This is a genomic window from Polaromonas sp. P3_B1 (assembly GCF_056402935.1).
In genome coordinates, this window is record NZ_JBFUGK010000033.1 from 15,685 (window position 1) to 31,358 (window position 15,674).

16 protein-coding genes and 1 riboswitch are annotated in these 15,674 nt (G+C 64.0%); of the genes, 12 read left to right on the top strand and 4 right to left on the bottom strand.

What is annotated here, in order from left to right:
- Window positions 1-25 precede the first annotated feature (25 nt).
- Window positions 26-315, bottom strand: a riboswitch (cobalamin riboswitch).
- A 45-nt stretch (window positions 316-360) separates the two neighbouring features.
- The 3 genes from AC1DXS_RS18065 (at window position 361) to AC1DXS_RS18075 (ending at window position 2,137) form a co-directional block, all read left to right on the top strand.
- Window positions 361-600, top strand: a complete 240-nt coding sequence (locus AC1DXS_RS18065) for a DUF904 domain-containing protein (RefSeq protein ID WP_477738851.1) — start codon at window positions 361-363, stop codon at window positions 598-600.
- The gene (locus AC1DXS_RS18070; protein WP_477738852.1) at window positions 597-929 is read left to right on the top strand and encodes a cell division protein ZapA; all 333 of its coding nucleotides are present in this window, start codon (window positions 597-599) and stop codon (window positions 927-929) included. Before AC1DXS_RS18065 ends, AC1DXS_RS18070 begins: the two co-directional genes overlap by 4 nt.
- Before the next feature lie 392 nt (window positions 930-1,321).
- Window positions 1,322-2,137, top strand: a complete 816-nt coding sequence (locus AC1DXS_RS18075; protein WP_477738853.1) for a sulfite exporter TauE/SafE family protein — start codon at window positions 1,322-1,324, stop codon at window positions 2,135-2,137.
- A gap of 129 nt (window positions 2,138-2,266) precedes the next feature.
- Here the strand turns inward: AC1DXS_RS18075 and AC1DXS_RS18080 are convergent, their stop codons facing one another.
- Complete coding sequence (locus AC1DXS_RS18080) at window positions 2,267-2,758, bottom strand: Lrp/AsnC family transcriptional regulator (protein WP_477738854.1); 492 nt, start codon at window positions 2,756-2,758, stop codon at window positions 2,267-2,269.
- 92 nt (window positions 2,759-2,850) lie between these two features.
- On the opposite strand from AC1DXS_RS18080, the gene yedA reads away from it, so the two are divergent.
- The 7 genes from yedA (at window position 2,851) to AC1DXS_RS18115 (ending at window position 10,634) form a co-directional block, all read left to right on the top strand.
- Window positions 2,851-3,774, top strand: coding sequence for a drug/metabolite exporter YedA (yedA, locus tag AC1DXS_RS18085; protein WP_477738855.1), 924 nt, complete (start codon window positions 2,851-2,853; stop codon window positions 3,772-3,774).
- Window positions 3,775-3,882: 108 nt separating this feature from the next.
- Window positions 3,883-4,341, top strand: a complete 459-nt coding sequence (locus AC1DXS_RS18090) for an SWIB/MDM2 domain-containing protein (RefSeq protein ID WP_122956824.1) — start codon at window positions 3,883-3,885, stop codon at window positions 4,339-4,341.
- A gap of 439 nt (window positions 4,342-4,780) precedes the next feature.
- Window positions 4,781-5,791, top strand: coding sequence for an ABC transporter permease subunit (locus tag AC1DXS_RS18095; protein WP_477738856.1), 1,011 nt, complete (start codon window positions 4,781-4,783; stop codon window positions 5,789-5,791).
- The gene (locus tag AC1DXS_RS18100; protein WP_477738857.1) at window positions 5,788-6,687 is read left to right on the top strand and encodes an ABC transporter permease subunit; all 900 of its coding nucleotides are present in this window, start codon (window positions 5,788-5,790) and stop codon (window positions 6,685-6,687) included. The genes AC1DXS_RS18095 and AC1DXS_RS18100 overlap by 4 nt, the downstream gene beginning before the upstream one ends.
- Before the next feature lie 133 nt (window positions 6,688-6,820).
- Window positions 6,821-7,837, top strand: a complete 1,017-nt coding sequence (locus tag AC1DXS_RS18105) for an ABC transporter ATP-binding protein (protein ID WP_477738858.1) — start codon at window positions 6,821-6,823, stop codon at window positions 7,835-7,837.
- On the top strand, window positions 7,834-8,859 hold the full coding sequence (locus tag AC1DXS_RS18110) for a peptide ABC transporter ATP-binding protein (RefSeq protein ID WP_477738859.1): 1,026 nt from the start codon (window positions 7,834-7,836) through the stop codon (window positions 8,857-8,859). The genes AC1DXS_RS18105 and AC1DXS_RS18110 overlap by 4 nt, the downstream gene beginning before the upstream one ends.
- A 137-nt stretch (window positions 8,860-8,996) precedes the next feature.
- On the top strand, window positions 8,997-10,634 hold the full coding sequence (locus AC1DXS_RS18115) for an ABC transporter substrate-binding protein (protein WP_477738860.1): 1,638 nt from the start codon (window positions 8,997-8,999) through the stop codon (window positions 10,632-10,634).
- Window positions 10,635-10,744: 110 nt separating this feature from the next.
- Here AC1DXS_RS18115 and AC1DXS_RS18120 read toward each other — a convergent pair whose 3' ends face one another.
- From AC1DXS_RS18120 to AC1DXS_RS18130, 3 genes are all read right to left on the bottom strand, one after another.
- The gene (locus AC1DXS_RS18120; protein ID WP_477738861.1) at window positions 10,745-11,368 is read right to left on the bottom strand and encodes an HAD family hydrolase; all 624 of its coding nucleotides are present in this window, start codon (window positions 11,366-11,368) and stop codon (window positions 10,745-10,747) included.
- A 22-nt stretch (window positions 11,369-11,390) separates the two neighbouring features.
- Window positions 11,391-13,109 carry a thiamine pyrophosphate-binding protein gene (locus AC1DXS_RS18125; protein WP_477738862.1) on the bottom strand — a complete coding sequence of 573 codons (1,719 nt, stop codon included), beginning with the start codon at window positions 13,107-13,109 and terminating at the stop codon, window positions 11,391-11,393.
- Between the two features lie 243 nt (window positions 13,110-13,352).
- Window positions 13,353-13,661, bottom strand: a complete 309-nt coding sequence (locus AC1DXS_RS18130; RefSeq protein ID WP_477738863.1) for a hypothetical protein — start codon at window positions 13,659-13,661, stop codon at window positions 13,353-13,355.
- Between the two features lie 152 nt (window positions 13,662-13,813).
- Between AC1DXS_RS18130 and AC1DXS_RS18135 the strand changes: the two genes are divergently transcribed.
- Together AC1DXS_RS18135 and AC1DXS_RS18140 are read left to right on the top strand one after the other, a co-directional pair.
- Window positions 13,814-14,464, top strand: coding sequence for a TetR/AcrR family transcriptional regulator (locus AC1DXS_RS18135; RefSeq protein ID WP_477738864.1), 651 nt, complete (start codon window positions 13,814-13,816; stop codon window positions 14,462-14,464).
- Between the two features lie 172 nt (window positions 14,465-14,636).
- Window positions 14,637-15,617 (top strand): Bug family tripartite tricarboxylate transporter substrate binding protein, encoded by a 981-nt coding sequence (locus tag AC1DXS_RS18140; RefSeq protein ID WP_477738865.1) that lies wholly within the window; start codon window positions 14,637-14,639, stop codon window positions 15,615-15,617.
- The last annotated feature ends 57 nt before the right edge of the window (window positions 15,618-15,674 follow it).

Below are 15,674 nucleotides of genomic sequence, written 5' to 3' on the forward strand. Positions count from 1 at the left end.
AAACACCCAGTCCAGGGACTGGACGTGCGCGTTCACCTTGTTGGCCGGTATCCGGGCTGACGGAGCCGCCTCCATCGCCTTCCCAAACGCTTGTTCAAGGCGCTCAGTGGCTGATGATGAAAGCTGAATGCACCCCGGCCATGAAGCCTGGGGAACACATTCGTCCGTTTTACCGTTGCGGGGGCAGCGCAGGTTGAAGGTCTGGGCGCCGGCGTTCGGGTTTGACCCGGCACGCGTGGCTTTGACGCTCTCCTGCTTCCCGTTGAACTGCGGCGTGTGAACCACACCGCGAGCACCAACAGGGCCGATTCTACGCGGCCCTTCCACAGGGCGGGCCGCAAACCCTACAATCGGGCTGCCATGGCGAACCAAACCCAAATCGACCAGATCACCGAACGCGTCGAGCGGCTCTTGCTGCGCTACGAGGAATTGCAGCGCACCAACGAACTGCTGGCAGAGCAGGTCGGCCTGCTGACGCAGGAGCGCGACTCCCTCAAGTCGCGCCTGGGCGCGGCCCGCGCCCGCGTGGATGCCCTGCTCGAGCGCCTGCCTGAAAGCAACGGCCATGGCCATAAAACCACCGCGGGAAGCGAGTCATGAAGCAGCTCGAAGTACAGATCATGGGCCAAAGCTATTTGTTGGGCTGCCCCGAAAACGGCGACGCGCGCATGCTGGACGCGGTCAACCGGGTCGACATGGCCATGTGCCGGATTCGCGATGCGGGCAAGATCAAGGCGCGCGACCGCATCGCCGTGCTGGCGGCGTTGAACCTGGCCTTCGAACTTCCCGAGCGCACGGCAGGAGCGGCTCCCGCACCGGCGGCCACGCCTGCTCAATCACCGGGCACGGGCAACGACGAGAGCCCGCAGCTCGCGGCCCTGCTGCAGCGTCTGGACATCGCCCTGGGCATAGACGGCCGCCTGCTTTGAAGCCTGGCGCGCGCCGCTCGCGGCCCTTGCCCCCACATCCCACAGCAGATCGCTTCATATCGCCCCGCGCGAGGCCGCAAAGGCCTACAATGAAGACGTCTGCGATGCGTATTGGGCTTTATATTTCCTTGAACCAATGCTCTACGAGCACGGGCTTGGTAAATTGTCCGGCAGGTGTGATCGTCTCGCGTCAGACGAACCCGAAACCCGACTGCCCTCGCCCACCTGAACCCCGGTTCAGGATGACGGTCCAGTGGCACTCGCAGACACCTTATTCCGCTATCGCCTTGCGCCCCCCGCTTCCCGTCCCTCACTCCCACTCACTTCAACCTCACCGCACCGCCGCGCTTTTCGCGAAGCGCGCAAGGCCTGCGGCACATTCCTGACGCCTCATGATGCTTGAACCCCTCCTGATTGTTGAACTGGCCCTGCTGGGCGTGGGCACCGGTTTTCTGGCGGGCCTCTTGGGCATAGGCGGGGGCATGCTGATGGTGCCCTTCATCACCATCATCATGTCCAACCGGGGCGTGGCGCCCGACCTGGCCGTCAAGATGGCGATCGCCACGTCCATGGCCACCATCATCTTCACCTCCATCTCCAGCGTGCGCGCGCACCACAAGCGCGGCGCGGTGCGCTGGGACATCGTCAAGCGCCTGGCGCCCGGCATCGTGATCGGCAGCATCATCGGCAGCCTGGGCGTGTTCGCGCTGCTCAAGGGCTCCTACCTGGCAATTTTCTTCGGGCTGTTCGTGAGCTTTTCCGCCACGCAGATGTTCCTGGACAAAAAACCCAAGCCGACGCGGCAGATGCCGGGCACAGCGGGCCAGTTCGCAGCCGGCGGTTTCATCGGCTTTCTGTCAGGCCTGGTCGGCGCGGGCGGCGGCTTCATCAGCGTGCCCTTCATGACCTGGTGCAACGTGGCCATCCACAGCGCGGTGGCCACCTCGGCGGCGCTGGGCTTTCCGATCGCGGTGGCCAATGTGCTGGGCTACGTGATCAGCGGCCAGAGCGTGCAGAACCTGCCGGAGAACTCCTTCGGCTACATCTGGCTGCCGGCGCTGCTGGTGATCGCCGTGTGCAGCTTCCTCACGGCGCCGCTGGGCGCCAAGGCCGCGCACAACCTTCCGGTGGGCAAGCTCAAGCGGGTGTTTGCGAGCATCCTTTATGTGCTCGCGGCTTACATGCTCTACAAAGGCATAAGGGGTTAGCCCCCACGCTTTTCACTTCGCCTTCGGCTCCGTGTAATGCGCTGCCCCCCGAGGGGGCGCTGCGCCTGCGGCCCGGCAAAGCCGGTTCCGCGGCCCTGGCTGGTATGGGTGGCGGCTTGGCCGATGGGCCTATTTCCCGGTGACCTTCTTGATGACCGGCTTGATGTCCTCACGCCGCGCCGGCAGTACGACGGCGTTTTCACGTGGCGCGTTGAGCACGATGGACGTTGAGGTCTCCGTGAGGATGCAGAACTTGGTCACCACCGCGTCCAGGTGGGCCACGTCGATCACCGCGATCTCCAGCACCCAGCTGTCCTCGCCGGTGACGTTGTAGGCATTGATGACCTCGGGCGTCTGCTCGATCAGTTTGACCACCCGCGCGTATTCGACCCTGCCCACGCGGGCGATGGCACGTATGCCGTAGCCCAGACGGCTCAGGTCGACCTCGGCCCGGTAGCCCTTGATCACGCCGCCCAGTTCAAGCTTGCGCACGCGCTCGGTCACCGCCGGCTGGCTCAGGTGCACGCGCCGGCCCAGCTCGGCCATGGTGATGCGCGCATCGCGCTGCAGCTCGGCGAGGATGCGGCTGTCGTAGTGATCCCATTCGGTGGTTTCGGTCATAGTGGGTTTCAAGCTTTAATTTCAAAGGCGGGTTGCGGTTTTGCCGTTAATTTTGCATGGCTTGAGCTGGTACGGCAACCTAACATCCCGGCATGACTTCCATCACCCTCTCCTCCCCCGCCGCCGGCAAGGCGCCGGCGCTGTTGATCCCCGCCCTGCTCGCCTGCTACCTGGTGTGGGGTTCAACCTACCTGGCGATCCGCTTCGCGCTGATCAGCTTTCCGCCGTTCTTCCAGATGGGCACGCGTTTCCTGACTGCCGGGATATTGCTGATGGCCTGGGTACTCGCGCGCGGCCACAAGCTGCCTACCCGGCGCGAATGGGCCAACGCCGCCATCATCGGCGCCCTGATGCTGGGCGGAGGCATGGGCCTGACGGCCTCGGCCGAAGTGCATATCGGCTCGGGCCTGATCGCCACCTTCATCGCCATCGTGCCCATGCTGGTGTCGGCCTGGGGCTTGCTGCTGGGCCAGCGGCCCAGCCGGCTGGAGTTCCTCGGCATGGTGGTGGGGCTGGCGGGCGTGCTGATGCTGGTGCGGGGCGCGAGCTTCGGCGCGGCGCCCGTGGGCCTGGCCTGCATCGCGGCCGCGACGCTGATGTGGTCCCTGGGCTCGGTGCTCTCGGCCACGCGGCTGCCGCTGGCCAGCGGGCCCGCCGGCTTCGCGAGCGAAATGTTGTGCGGTGGCGCGGTGTTGATGCTGATTTCTCTCGCACTGGGTGAGCATCGCGTGGCCGCCGCGAACTGGCCGGCGCAGCCCGAGGCGCTGCTCGCCTGGCTCTACCTCGTGGTGTTCGGCTCGCTGATCGCCTTCAGCGCCTACCTGTATTTGCTGGCCAATGCGTCGCCCGCGGTGGCCACAAGCTATGCCTTTGTGAACCCCTTGATCGCGATTTTCCTGGGTGCTTTTTTCGCCGGAGAGCCCGTCACAGAGGGCGAATGGGCTGCCTGCGGCGTGATCCTCATGGGCGTTTTTCTGATTTTCAGAGGTAAATCTGCAACATCCAGGCGCAAATAAAGTCGTTTTCCCCTAGGAAACTGCGTTTTTCTCCAGTAGCATCCGCATTGCCACAAGGAAGTAGTTATCCGTGTGGTGATTTATCAACTTCTAGAAGGAAAATCAATCATGGCAACTGCAAAAAAAGCTCCGGCAAAAAAAGCGCCTGCTAAAAAGGCTGCACCGGCAAAGAAGGTAGCTGCGAAGAAAGCAGCTCCAGCGAAGAAGGCTCCTGCGAAGAAAGCAGCCCCAGCCAAGAAGGTAGCCGCGAAGAAAGCAGCTCCCGCCAAGAAGGTTGCGGCCAAAAAGCCAGCAGCGAAAAAAGCGCCCGCCAAAAAGCGCACGCCCAATGCAGCGTTCATGAAAGCGCTGACCTTGAGCCCAGCACTGGCGGCCGTCGTGGGCGACAAGCCTCTGCCACGCACCGAGATCGTCAGCAAGCTGTGGGTTTACATCAAATCCAAGGGCCTGCAAGACAAGGTCAACAAGCGCATGATCAACGCCGACGAAAAACTGCGCGCCGTTTTCGGCAAGGCGCAAGTGTCGATGTTCGAGATGGCTGGCCTGATCGGCAAGCACGTCAAGTAATCGGTTTTTGCCGATACCCAAAGGCCGGTTTTCACCGGCCTTTTTTTGTGCGCGCATGCACCCGCACTTCTGGCTGCACCCCGGCACGCCACCTTCCTCTGGCACGCATCCTGCATCAGGACTTTGCCTTGCGAGGCTCGCTTCATTAGCGCCGAAAGCGTAACTGTAGGTGTGCTGATGCCATAGGGTTACTAGGTAGCCCGCCGGTTGCGGCAGCGCCGAAAAATGATGCTAACGTTGCTAAGATAAAAAATTCCCCGCGGCACTGCCCCGGGCCTGACTAGACCAGACAAGATCCCATGTTGATGCCACTGCATTTGAAGACCGGGGCGGCGGAAATTTCCGCGCGCTCCTCCTGTCGCTTTCGCGACGCAAACTCCCCTGCCCGCGCTGAATGGTGTTTTAGCATCCCGCGTTTTGCGTTTAACACCCCGCGATAATGCTGCGCTTTATTTTTACCCGACTGAGCCTGGTCATTCCCACCTTCCTGGGGATGACGCTGCTGGCTTTTTTCCTGATCCGCATGGTGCCGGGAGACCCGATTGAAACCATGGCGGGCGAACGCGGCATCGATCCGGTGCGCCATGCCCAGCTGCTCAAGGAATACGGCCTGGACCAACCCGTTATGGTGCAGTACGGCATCTATATAGGCCGCGTGCTCAAGGGCGACCTCGGCAAGTCGCTGATCACCCAGGAGCCCGTGCTGCGCGAATTCCTCACGCTGTTTCCGGCCACCATCGAGCTGGCCCTGTGCGCCATCCTGTTCGCGCTGCTGATCGGCATACCGGCCGGCATCCTGGCAGCGGTCAAGCGAAACTCCATACTCGACCACGGCGTCATGGGGGTGTCCCTCACGGGCTACTCCATGCCGATCTTCTGGTGGGGCCTGCTGCTGATCCTGCTGTTCTCGGTGGAGTTGGGCTGGACGCCGGTCTCGGGCCGGCTGTCGGTGCAGTACTTCATCGAGCCCACCACGGGTTTCCTGCTGATCGACTCGCTGCTGTCGGACGACAAGGGCGCGTTCTTGTCGGCGGCCTCGCACCTGATATTGCCCATGATCGTGCTGGGCACCAATCCGCTGGCGGTCATCGCGCGCATGACGCGCTCGGCCATGCTGGAGGTGCTGGGCGAGGACTACATCCGCACCGCGCGCGCCAAGGGGCTTTCCAACCTGCGTGTGGTGGCCCTGCATGCGCTGCGCAATGCGCTGATCCCGGTGGTCACCGTGATCGGCCTGCAGGTCGGCGTGCTGTTCACCGGCGCCATCCTGACTGAAACCATCTTTTCCTGGCCGGGTGTCGGCAAGTGGCTGATCGAAGCCATCAGCCGCCGCGACTACCCCGTGCTGCAGGGCGGCATCTTGCTGCTGGGCGCCATCGTCATGGCCGTCAACCTGCTGGTGGACATCACCTACGGCATCATTAACCCACGCATCAGGCACCAGCGATGAGCACGGCCACCTTGAAACCCGCTACCGCGCCCGCGCCGCCGCACCCGCTGCGCGAATTCTGGAACTACTTCAGCGCCAACAACGGCGCCGTCATCGGCCTGGCCATCGTCATTGGCGTGCTGCTGGTCGCGCTGTTCGCGCCGCTGCTGGCGCCGCATGCACCCAACATCACCAACAACGCAGTCTTCCTCAAGCCGCCGGCCTGGCAGGCGGGCGGCTCCTGGACTTACCCGCTGGGTACCGATGCCATCGGCCGCGACATCCTCTCGCGCCTGATGCACGGCGCCCGCCTGTCGCTGGTCATAGGCCTGGCCGTGGTGGCGCTCTCGGTCATCGTCGGCACGGTGCTGGGCCTGCTCGCGGGCTTTTTCCGCGGCATCTTCGAGATCGCGGTGATGCGCCTGATGGACATCATCCTGACCCTGCCCAGCCTGCTGCTGGCCATCGTGATCGTGGCCATCCTCGGCCCCGGTCTGATGAACGCCATGCTGGCCGTGGCCATCGTGGTGCTGCCGCACTATGTGCGCATCACGCGCGCCGCAGTGATCGCCGAGACCTCGCGCGACTACGTGACGGCCGCGCGCATGAGCGGCGCCAGCCGAATCCGCCTGATGTTCAGCGAAATCCTGCCCAACTGCACGGCGCCGCTGATCGTGCAGGCCTCGCTGGGTGTGTCCACCGCCATCCTGGACGCGGCCGCCCTCGGCTTCCTGGGCCTGGGCGCGCAGCCGCCTTCCCCCGAATGGGGCACCATGCTGGCCGATGCCCGCGAATTCGTGCTGCGCGCCTGGTGGGTGGTCACCTTCCCCGGCCTCGCAATTTTGATCACTGTGCTGGCCTTCAATTTGCTGGGCGACGGACTGCGTGACGCGTTCGACCCGAAACTTAAACGATGAGAAAGACCCACACACCCCTCATGAACCTCTTCGCAAGTAACAGCGCGGAACCGGCTTTGCCGGGCCGCAGCTGTTGCCCCCGGAGGGGGGATCCGGCTACACGAAGTGAGCCGAGAAGGGGGAGTAACTAAATATGGCTCTCCTAGAAATAGAAAACCTCTCCGTCGAGTTCCCCTCGCAAAACGGCGTCATGCACGCCGTCGACGGCATCAGCCTGTCGCTCGAGGAAGGCGAAGTCCTGGGCATCGTCGGCGAATCCGGCTCCGGCAAGAGCGTCACCATGATGGCCCTGATGGGCCTGGTGGCCTACCCCGGCCGCGTCAAGGCCGACAAGCTGCGCTTTGCCGGCCACGACCTGCTCAAGCTGTCGCAAGGCGAGCGTAACAAGCTCATCGGCAAAGACGTGGCCATGATCTTCCAGGAACCGACGACCAGCCTGAACCCCTGCTTCACCATCGGCTTCCAGATCACCGAAACCCTGCGCCTGCACCTCGGCATGGACAAAAAAGCCGCCACGCGCAAGGCCATCGAGCTGCTCGAGCAGGTCGGCATCAATTCGCCCGAAACCCGCCTGAAGGCCTATCCGCACCAGCTCTCCGGCGGCATGAACCAGCGCGTGATGATCGCCATGGCGATCGCCTGCAACCCGCGCCTGCTGATCGCCGACGAGCCGACCACGGCATTGGACGTGACCATCCAGGCGCAGATCCTGGACCTGCTGCGCAGCCTGCAAAAGGAGCGCGGCATGGCCCTGGTGCTGATCACCCACAACATGGGTGTGGTGTCCGAAATGGCGCAGCGCATCGCGGTGATGTATGCCGGCCAGATCATGGAAGAGCAAAGCGCCCACGCCCTCTTCAACACGCCCCAGCATCCCTACACCGAAGCCCTGCTGTCGGCCCTGCCCGAGCGCAGCGACGGCAGTGCGCGCCTGGCGACCATTCCCGGCATGGTGCCCGGCCTCTACGACCGGCCCAAGGGCTGCCTGTTCGCCCCGCGCTGCGCCTATGCCACCGAGCATTCGCGCAACGAGCGTCCGCTGCTGCGCGCCTGGAAGGACGGCATGGTGCGTTGCCACTACCCGCTGGGCGATCCCAGCCGGCAGGCCAATATCGAACACGACACCCCGCTGATGGAGGCCGCGCAATGAGCACCGCCGCCATCACCACTCCGGTCACCCCGGCCACGCTGCCAACCGGCCCCGTCGTCGAAGCCAAAAACCTGCGGCAGGTCTATGAGATCCGCCGCGGTTTCATGCGCAAGTCCGACCACCTGCAGGCCGTCGGCGGCGTGTCCTTCTCGGTCCATGCCGGCAAGACGCTGGCCGTCGTCGGCGAGTCGGGCTGCGGCAAGTCGACCCTGGCGCGCATGGTCTCGCTGATTGAAACCCCGACCGGTGGCGAGTTGACCATCACCGGCATCGATGCGGTGAACGGCGCCCAGGAAGAACGCAAGGGCCTGCGCAAAGCCGTGCAGCTGGTGTTCCAGAACCCCTACGGCTCGCTGAACCCGCGCAAGAAAATCGGCGCCATCCTCGAAGCCCCGCTCGAGATCAACACCAGCCTGAACGCCGAAGAGCGCGCCGCCAAGGCCCGCGCCATGCTGGCCATGGTGGGCCTGCGCCCCGAGCACTACGACCGCTACCCCCACATGTTTTCGGGTGGGCAGCGCCAGCGCATCGCGATTGCGCGCGCGCTGATGCTCAACCCGACCGTGGTGGTGGCCGACGAGCCCGTCTCGGCACTGGACGTCTCCATCCAGGCCCAAGTGCTGAACCTGCTGGCCGACCTGCAGCAGTCCATGGGGCTGGCCTACCTGTTCATCTCGCACGACCTCGGTGTGGTGCGCCACATCGCCCACGATGTGCTGGTGATGTACCTGGGCCACGCAGTTGAGCAGGGCGAGAAGAACGCCCTCTTCAACAAACCCCTGCACCCCTATACCCAGGCCTTGCTGGCCTCCACGCCGGGCCTGGCGGGCAGCACCGGCGTGCGCCAGCGCATCGTGCTCAAGGGCGAGCTGCCCTCGCCGCTGAACCCGCCCACCGGCTGTGTCTTTTCGACCCGCTGCCCGCATGTCACCGACCGCTGCCGCGCCGAAAGGCCGCAACTGCGCGAGGTGGCGGACCGGCAGGTTGCGTGCCACTATGCCGAAAATTTTCTCACTGCGTGACCCAGAACCGTGCACACCCTGCATGTTTCCAGGCCACGTTTTTCCAATGACCGGGGCGCTCAACGTCACAAATGTTGTGCAATCCGGCCGCAAGCCCCCGCTGCAAAAGCAGCATTAACCTCCAAAGGGATCGTCAAATGATTCAGACCAAACCAAGTGCAAGCCGGCTACGCCCGGTCAAGCGCGCATTGCTGTGCGCCGTCGCCCTGCCAGCGCTGCTGGCACTTTCACCCGTCTCCGCAAAGACGCTGGTGTTCTGCTCTGAAGGCAGCCCCGAGAACTTCTACCCCGGTGTCAACACCACGGGTACCTCGTTCGATGCCAACGAACCCGTCTACAACCGCCTCGTCGAATTCGAATACGGCGGCACCAAGGTCATCCCCGGCCTGGCCGAAAAATGGGACATTTCCGCCGACGGCCTCACCTACACCTTCCACCTGCGCAAGGGCGTGAAATGGCACGCCTCCAACAAGGCCTTCAAGCCCACGCGCGACTTCAACGCCGACGACGTGCTGTTCATGTTCGAACGCCAGTGGAAAGAAGACAACGCCTTCTTCAAGGTCACCAGCCCCAACCACTCCTACTTCAGCGACATGGGCATGCCCAAGCTGCTGAAGTCGGTGGAAAAGGTCAACGACATGACCGTCAAGATCACGCTGGACAAGCCTGAAGCGCCTTTCCTGGCCAACCTGGCCATGCCTTACGCGGCCGTGCAGTCCAAGGAATACGCCGACGCCATGCTCAAGGCCGGCACGCCGGAAAAAATCGACCAGGACCCGGTCGGCACCGGCCCCTTCTACCTGGTGCAGTACCAGAAAGACGCGATCATCCGCTACAAGGCCTTCCCGCAGTACTGGGGCGGCAAGGCCAAGATCGACGACCTCGTGTACTCGATCACGCCTGACGCATCGGTCCGCTGGGCCAAGCTGCAAAAGGGTGAGTGCCACGTCATGCCCTACCCCAATCCCGCCGACCTGGACGCGATCCGCAAGGACCCCAACGTGACCATCGTCGAGCAGGCCGGCCTGAACGTGGGCTACATGGCCTACAACACGACCAAGAAGCCTTTTGACGACGTGCGCGTGCGCAAGGCCATCAACATGGCGATCAACAAGAAAGCCATTGTCGAGGGCGTGTACCTGAGCACCGGCGTTGCCGCCAAGAACCCGATCCCGCCGACCATGGCCGCGTACAACAACGCCATCAAGGACGACGAGTACAACCCCGAAGCCGCCAAGAAATTGCTGGCCCAGGCCGGTTTCCCCAACGGCTTCACCACCGACCTGTGGGCCATGCCCGTGCAGCGCCCGTACAACCCGAATGCCAAGCGCATTGCCGAGTTGATGCAGGCTGACCTCGTCAAGGTCGGCGTGACCGCCGAGATCAAGAGCTTCGAATGGGGCGAGTACCGCAAGCGCCTGCAGGCCGGCGAACACCAGATGGGCATGCTGGGCTGGACCGGCGACAACGGTGATCCTGACAACTTCATGTACACCCTGCTCGGCTGCGCTTCGGCCCAGTCCGCCAGCGGTTCCAACATCGCCAAGTTCTGCTACCAGCCTTATGAAGACCTGGTCCTGAAAGCCAAGACCGTGACCAACCCTGCCGAGCGCAACAAGCTCTACCAGCAGGCCCAGGTCATCTTCAAGGAACAGGCTCCCTGGTTCACGATTGCCCACGCGGTGCAGCTCAAGCCCGTGCGCAAGAGCGTGATCGGCTACAAGAACAGCCCGTTCGGCCGCCACAACTTCTACGCTGTGGACATCAAGGAGTAATCCTTCGTGCATAAGGCGGCTTTGTCATGAAGCCGCCTCCCCATAAAAAAGGCCGGGTCACCCCGGCCTTTTTTTATTGGAGCGCCGGAGCGCGTTGAAGCCCTGCAGGCTCAGCCAGGCAGCAGCGCCGCCACCTGGGCGGGCAATGCGGCAGGCGACGTGCAATGGATGGCCTGCCAGCCCAGTTGCCGGGCCGCCGCGACATTGGCAGCGGAGTCGTCGATGAACAGCGTCTCGGCCGGCAGCAGCCCGTGGCGTTCGGCCAGCAGTTCGAAGATCGCCGGGTCAGGCTTGGCCAGCTTCACATCGCCCGAGAAGATGCCACCTTCAAAATGGCGCAGGAAATCGTGCCGGCTTTCCAGCACGCGTGCGAAAGGCGCCGGCATGTTGGAGAGGTAGTAGAGATGTACGTCGCCCCGGCTGGCGCGGCGCCGCTGCAACTGTTCCAGCAAGGCCACAGTGGTGGGAATGGGCAGCAGCCGCTCGCCAATCGGCGCGAGAAAGCCGTGCAGCATGCCGGCCGGCAAGGCCAGCCGCCGCGCCATGGAGGCCACCACATCGGGCAACTCGCGCGTACCGCGGTCAAAGGCCACCCAGTCCTCATGGTGGAACATATCGGCCGCAAGCTTCTGGGCCGCTTCGGCCGAGGGTGTCAGGTGGCTGAAGTGGGTGCGCAAAAGCTCGGCCGGTTGCCACTCGAACAGCACTGCGCCGAAGTCGAAAACCACATTCATGCGTGAACCCAATTGACGCGATTCAATGAGCGGAACCGCCGGCCAGGCGCGCGGCGGCCGCGTTGGTGATGGCCGAGAGCGTGCCGCGCGTAGTGATGACTTCGGGGTCCAGCGTCACTTCTATCACCGTTCCCTCCTTGCGCTCCAGCGCCGCGAGCAGCTCGGCCTCAAACTCGGCCGTGCGCGTGATGCGCACACCGGCATAACCGTAGGCGCGCGCCAGACCGGCGAAATCCGGGTTGTTCAGGCGTGAACCGCTTTCGTGCCGCGGGTACTCCCTTTCCTGGTGCATGCGTATGGTGCCGTACATGCCGTTGTTGAGCAGCACGATGATGCTCTTGGCGCCGTGCTGCACGGCCGTGGCCAGTTCCTGCCCGTTCATCAAAAAGTCACCGTCGCCCGCAATCGTGAAGGCCACACGGCCCGTGGTGATCGCCGCCGCGATGCCCGCCGGCACGCCGTAGCCCATGGCGCCCACCGTGGGCGCGAGTTGCGTCTTGTAGCCCTTGACCAGGCCGTGGTGCCGGAAGAAACGGTGCACCCAGCTCGCGAAGTTGCCCGCGCCGTTGGTCAGCACCGCATCGGCTGGCAAATGTTTTTGCAGCAGGCCGACGATGGCCGGCATGTCGATGTCGCCCGGCAGGTTGGCAGAAGGCGTGGGCTTCAGGTTCTCCAGGTAATCGTCGTTCGCCGACGCTGCCCAGGCCTCCCAGGCCACGCTCACCGGCGCCGTCAGCACCTCGAGCGAGCGCGCGGCGGCATTCATGGTGGCGTTGATCGCCAGGTCGGCCTGGTAGACGCGGTTGAGCTCTTCGGCGCTGGCATGGATGTGCACCAGCTTCTGCGTGGGGCGCGGCGCCTGCAGCAGCGTGTAGCCGCCGGTTGTCATCTCGCCCAGACGCGGACCTATGGCGATGATGAGGTCGCTGGCCTTCACACGCGCGGCCAGCTTGGGGTTCAGGCCTATGCCCACGTCGCCGGCATAAAGCGGGTGGTGGTTGTCAAAGGTGTCCTGGAAGCGGAAGGCATTGCCCACCGGCAGCTTCCAGTTTTCAGCGAAGCGCTGCAGCGCCTGCGCCGACTGCGGCGTCCAGCCTCCGCCGCCCGCGATGATCATCGGCCGCTCGGACTTCAGCAGCATCTCGCGCAGCGTGCGCAGCGAGCCCGGGTCGCTCCAGGCCTGCACCGCCTCCACGCGCGGCAGCGGCTGCGCGGCCGTCATGCGGGTCAGCATGTCTTCAGGCAGCACCAGCACCACCGGGCCGGGGCGGCCGTTCATCGCGGTGGCGAAGGCGCGTGCCACGTATTCGGGAATGCGGTCGGCTTCGTCGATGCGCTCCACGCGCTTGGCAAAACCTTTGGTGCTGGGCCCGAAGAAGTTGAAGTAGTCCACCTCCTGGAAGGCCTCGCGGTCGCGGCAATCGCTGGCCACGTCGCCCACCAGCAGCACCATGGGCGTGGAGTCCTGGAAGGCCGTGTGCACGCCGATGGAGGCGTTGGTGGCGCCCGGCCCGCGCGTGACCATGCACACGCCCGGCCGGCCGGTCAGCTTGCCGTGGGCCTCGGCCATAAAAGCCGCGCCGCCCTCCTGCCGGCAGGTGACGAACCGGATCTTGTCCTGGCGCGCATGCAGGCCGTCGAGCACCGCGAGGTAGCTTTCACCGGGAACACCGAATGCGTGGGTAACGCCCTGGGCCAGAAGGCAATCGACAAGGAGATGGCCGGCAAGTTGAGATGTCATTCGGCTATTGTGCCGCTGGATTGCGCACAAGCGCAGCGACCGAATGTGGCGCTCTTCAATCAAGTTGGAGCCGCGGAACCGGCTTTGCCGGGCCGCAGGCGCCGTCCCCTGCAAGGGGAAAAGGGCTACACGAAGTGAGCCCGATAGGGGTACATCAATTTTTCGGCTTTGCCGGGCCGCAGGCGCCGCCCCCTTGAGGGGGGAACAGGCTACACGCAATGAGCCTGGACGGGGGTGGGCCAATTATTCTGGCGTGGCCGCGTCACCGTCGCCACCGCCGGCCTCCAGGGCTTGCCGCGCCAGCTCTTCGTCGCTTAAAGGCGGCGCCCCTTCCAGGGCTCGCAGTTCCTCGAGAAACTCCTCCGTGGGCTGCTCGTGTTCGAGCAGCACCTCTTCGAGTTTCTGCCGGCCGGTCTCCACATGCACCGAGGGAGAATGCAGTTCAGGCGGCGGCACCGGGAATTTTTCACCCAGCTGGAATTTGAGCGCCTCGGCTTTCTGGTCTATCCAGTTTGCGAAGTCGCCGTCTTTCGGTGTGTCTGAATTGCTCATGGCCATCTCCTTTGCCAGGGGGGCCGGCGCGAACGGCCGGTACCTGCCCAATTATGGAGGTACCCTTCCTCCCTGTGTGCATCCTGGAGCGCCCCGGAGTGCTCGCACCGCGGATTTCTTGCTTTAATTCACCAAACGGTTAAATTCTCCTCATGCCGCCCCTCAAAACAAAGCCCGCCGAACCCCGCTCGCGCGATGCCGACCGCTCCCAACTGGCCATCCTGGCGGCCGCCCGCGACGAGTTCGCGCAGCACGGCCTGGGCGGCGCGCGCGTGGACCGTATCGCCGAGCGCGCGGACGTCAACAAGCGCCTGATCTACTACTACTTCAAGAGCAAGGACGAGCTCTTCCTGGCGGTACTGGAAAACGCTTATGCCGACATCCGCGCGGCGGAGACGGAGCTGCACCTGCGCGACATGGACCCGGCGCAGGCCATACGCCGCCTCACCGAGTTCACCTGGGAGTATTACCTCGCCCACCCCGAGTTCCTGACCCTTCTTAACAGTGAAAACCTGCACCTGGGCCGGCACCTGGCCATGTCCAGCCGCGTACAGGAAATGAACTCACCGCTGGTCCAGACCCTGGCGGAAATCCTCGAGCGCGGGCGCGCGGACGGGCTGTTCCGCGGCGGCATCGACCCGGTGCAGCTGTATGTGTCCATCGCCGGGATGTCGTATTTCTACCTGTCGAACAACCACACGCTGTCGGCCATCTTCGGGCGCGACCTGATGGCCCCCAAGGCACGCCACGAGCGGCTCTCGCACATGTGCGAGGTCATCCTGGGGTACGTCCTTAGAAACTGATCCTGGAAATTGATCCCGATCGCCGTTGATCCGGTGGTAAGGCCATTTTTTACAATTTTAATTCACTTACTGGTGAATTAAGCGTAAACTGCGTTCCGGCATCCCACAACACCGGCGGCATCGACGGGTCTTGCAAAGCCCTTCAGTGACCCCTTTTCAGGAGACAAAGCACATGAAGTTCACACGTCGTGCCGCACTGGCCGGCCTCACCTGCCTGGCAGCACTGTCGCCCCTCGTGGCCAGCGCCCAGGGCTCTTATCCCAACAAGCCCATCCGTGTCATCGTGCCTTTTGCCGCGGGCAGCACCACCGACATCATTGCCCGCGCCATCACCGACAAGATGAGCCAGAGCATGGGCCAGGCACTGGTGATCGACAACCGCGGCGGGGCCAGCGGCACCATAGGCCAGCAGGCCGTGGCCACGGCCGCGCCGGACGGCTACACCATCATGATCCACTCGTCCTCGCACACGGTCAGCCCCTCGACGTTCACCAAGCTGCCCTTCGATACCGTAGGCGACTTCGCGGGCGTGACGCCGATCTCCAGCACACCCAATGTGCTGGTGATGTCGCCCGCCAAAAACATCAAGACGCTGCAGGAACTGCTGGCTGCCGCGCGCGCCAAGCCCGGCAGCATGAACTTCGCATCGGCCGGCCAGGGCAGCGCCACCCACCTGAATGCCGAGAAATTCAAGCTCGCCGCCAAAATCGAAGCCACCAACATTCCCTTCAAGGGCTCCGGCGAGGCGGTGACGGAAGTGATGTCCGGCCGCGTCGATTACTACTTCTCGCCCATCGCGCCGGTGATAGGCCAGATCAAGAACGGCCAGCTCGTCGCCCTCGCGGTCGGCTCGCCCAAACGCGCCAGCGCCCTGCCCCAGGTGCCCACTACAGCGGAAGCGGGCGTTCCGGGTTCGGAGTTCAACTTCTGGATCGGCATGATGGCTCCGGGCAAGACGCCGCGCGACATCGTCAATCGCCTGCACGACGAAGTCGTCAAAGCCCTGAACACGCCCGAAGTCAAGGAACGCTTCGCCGCCCTGGGCGCCGATGCATGGACGCTCCCGCCCGAGCAGTTCGACGCCTACATCAAGGATGAAATCAAGAGCAATGCCGTGCTGGTCAAGGCCGCCGGACTGCAGCCCACCCAGTAACACCCGGCAAGTTTCCCCGCAGCGTTTCCGCACCCCTTGAAGACCCCTGGCAGGACC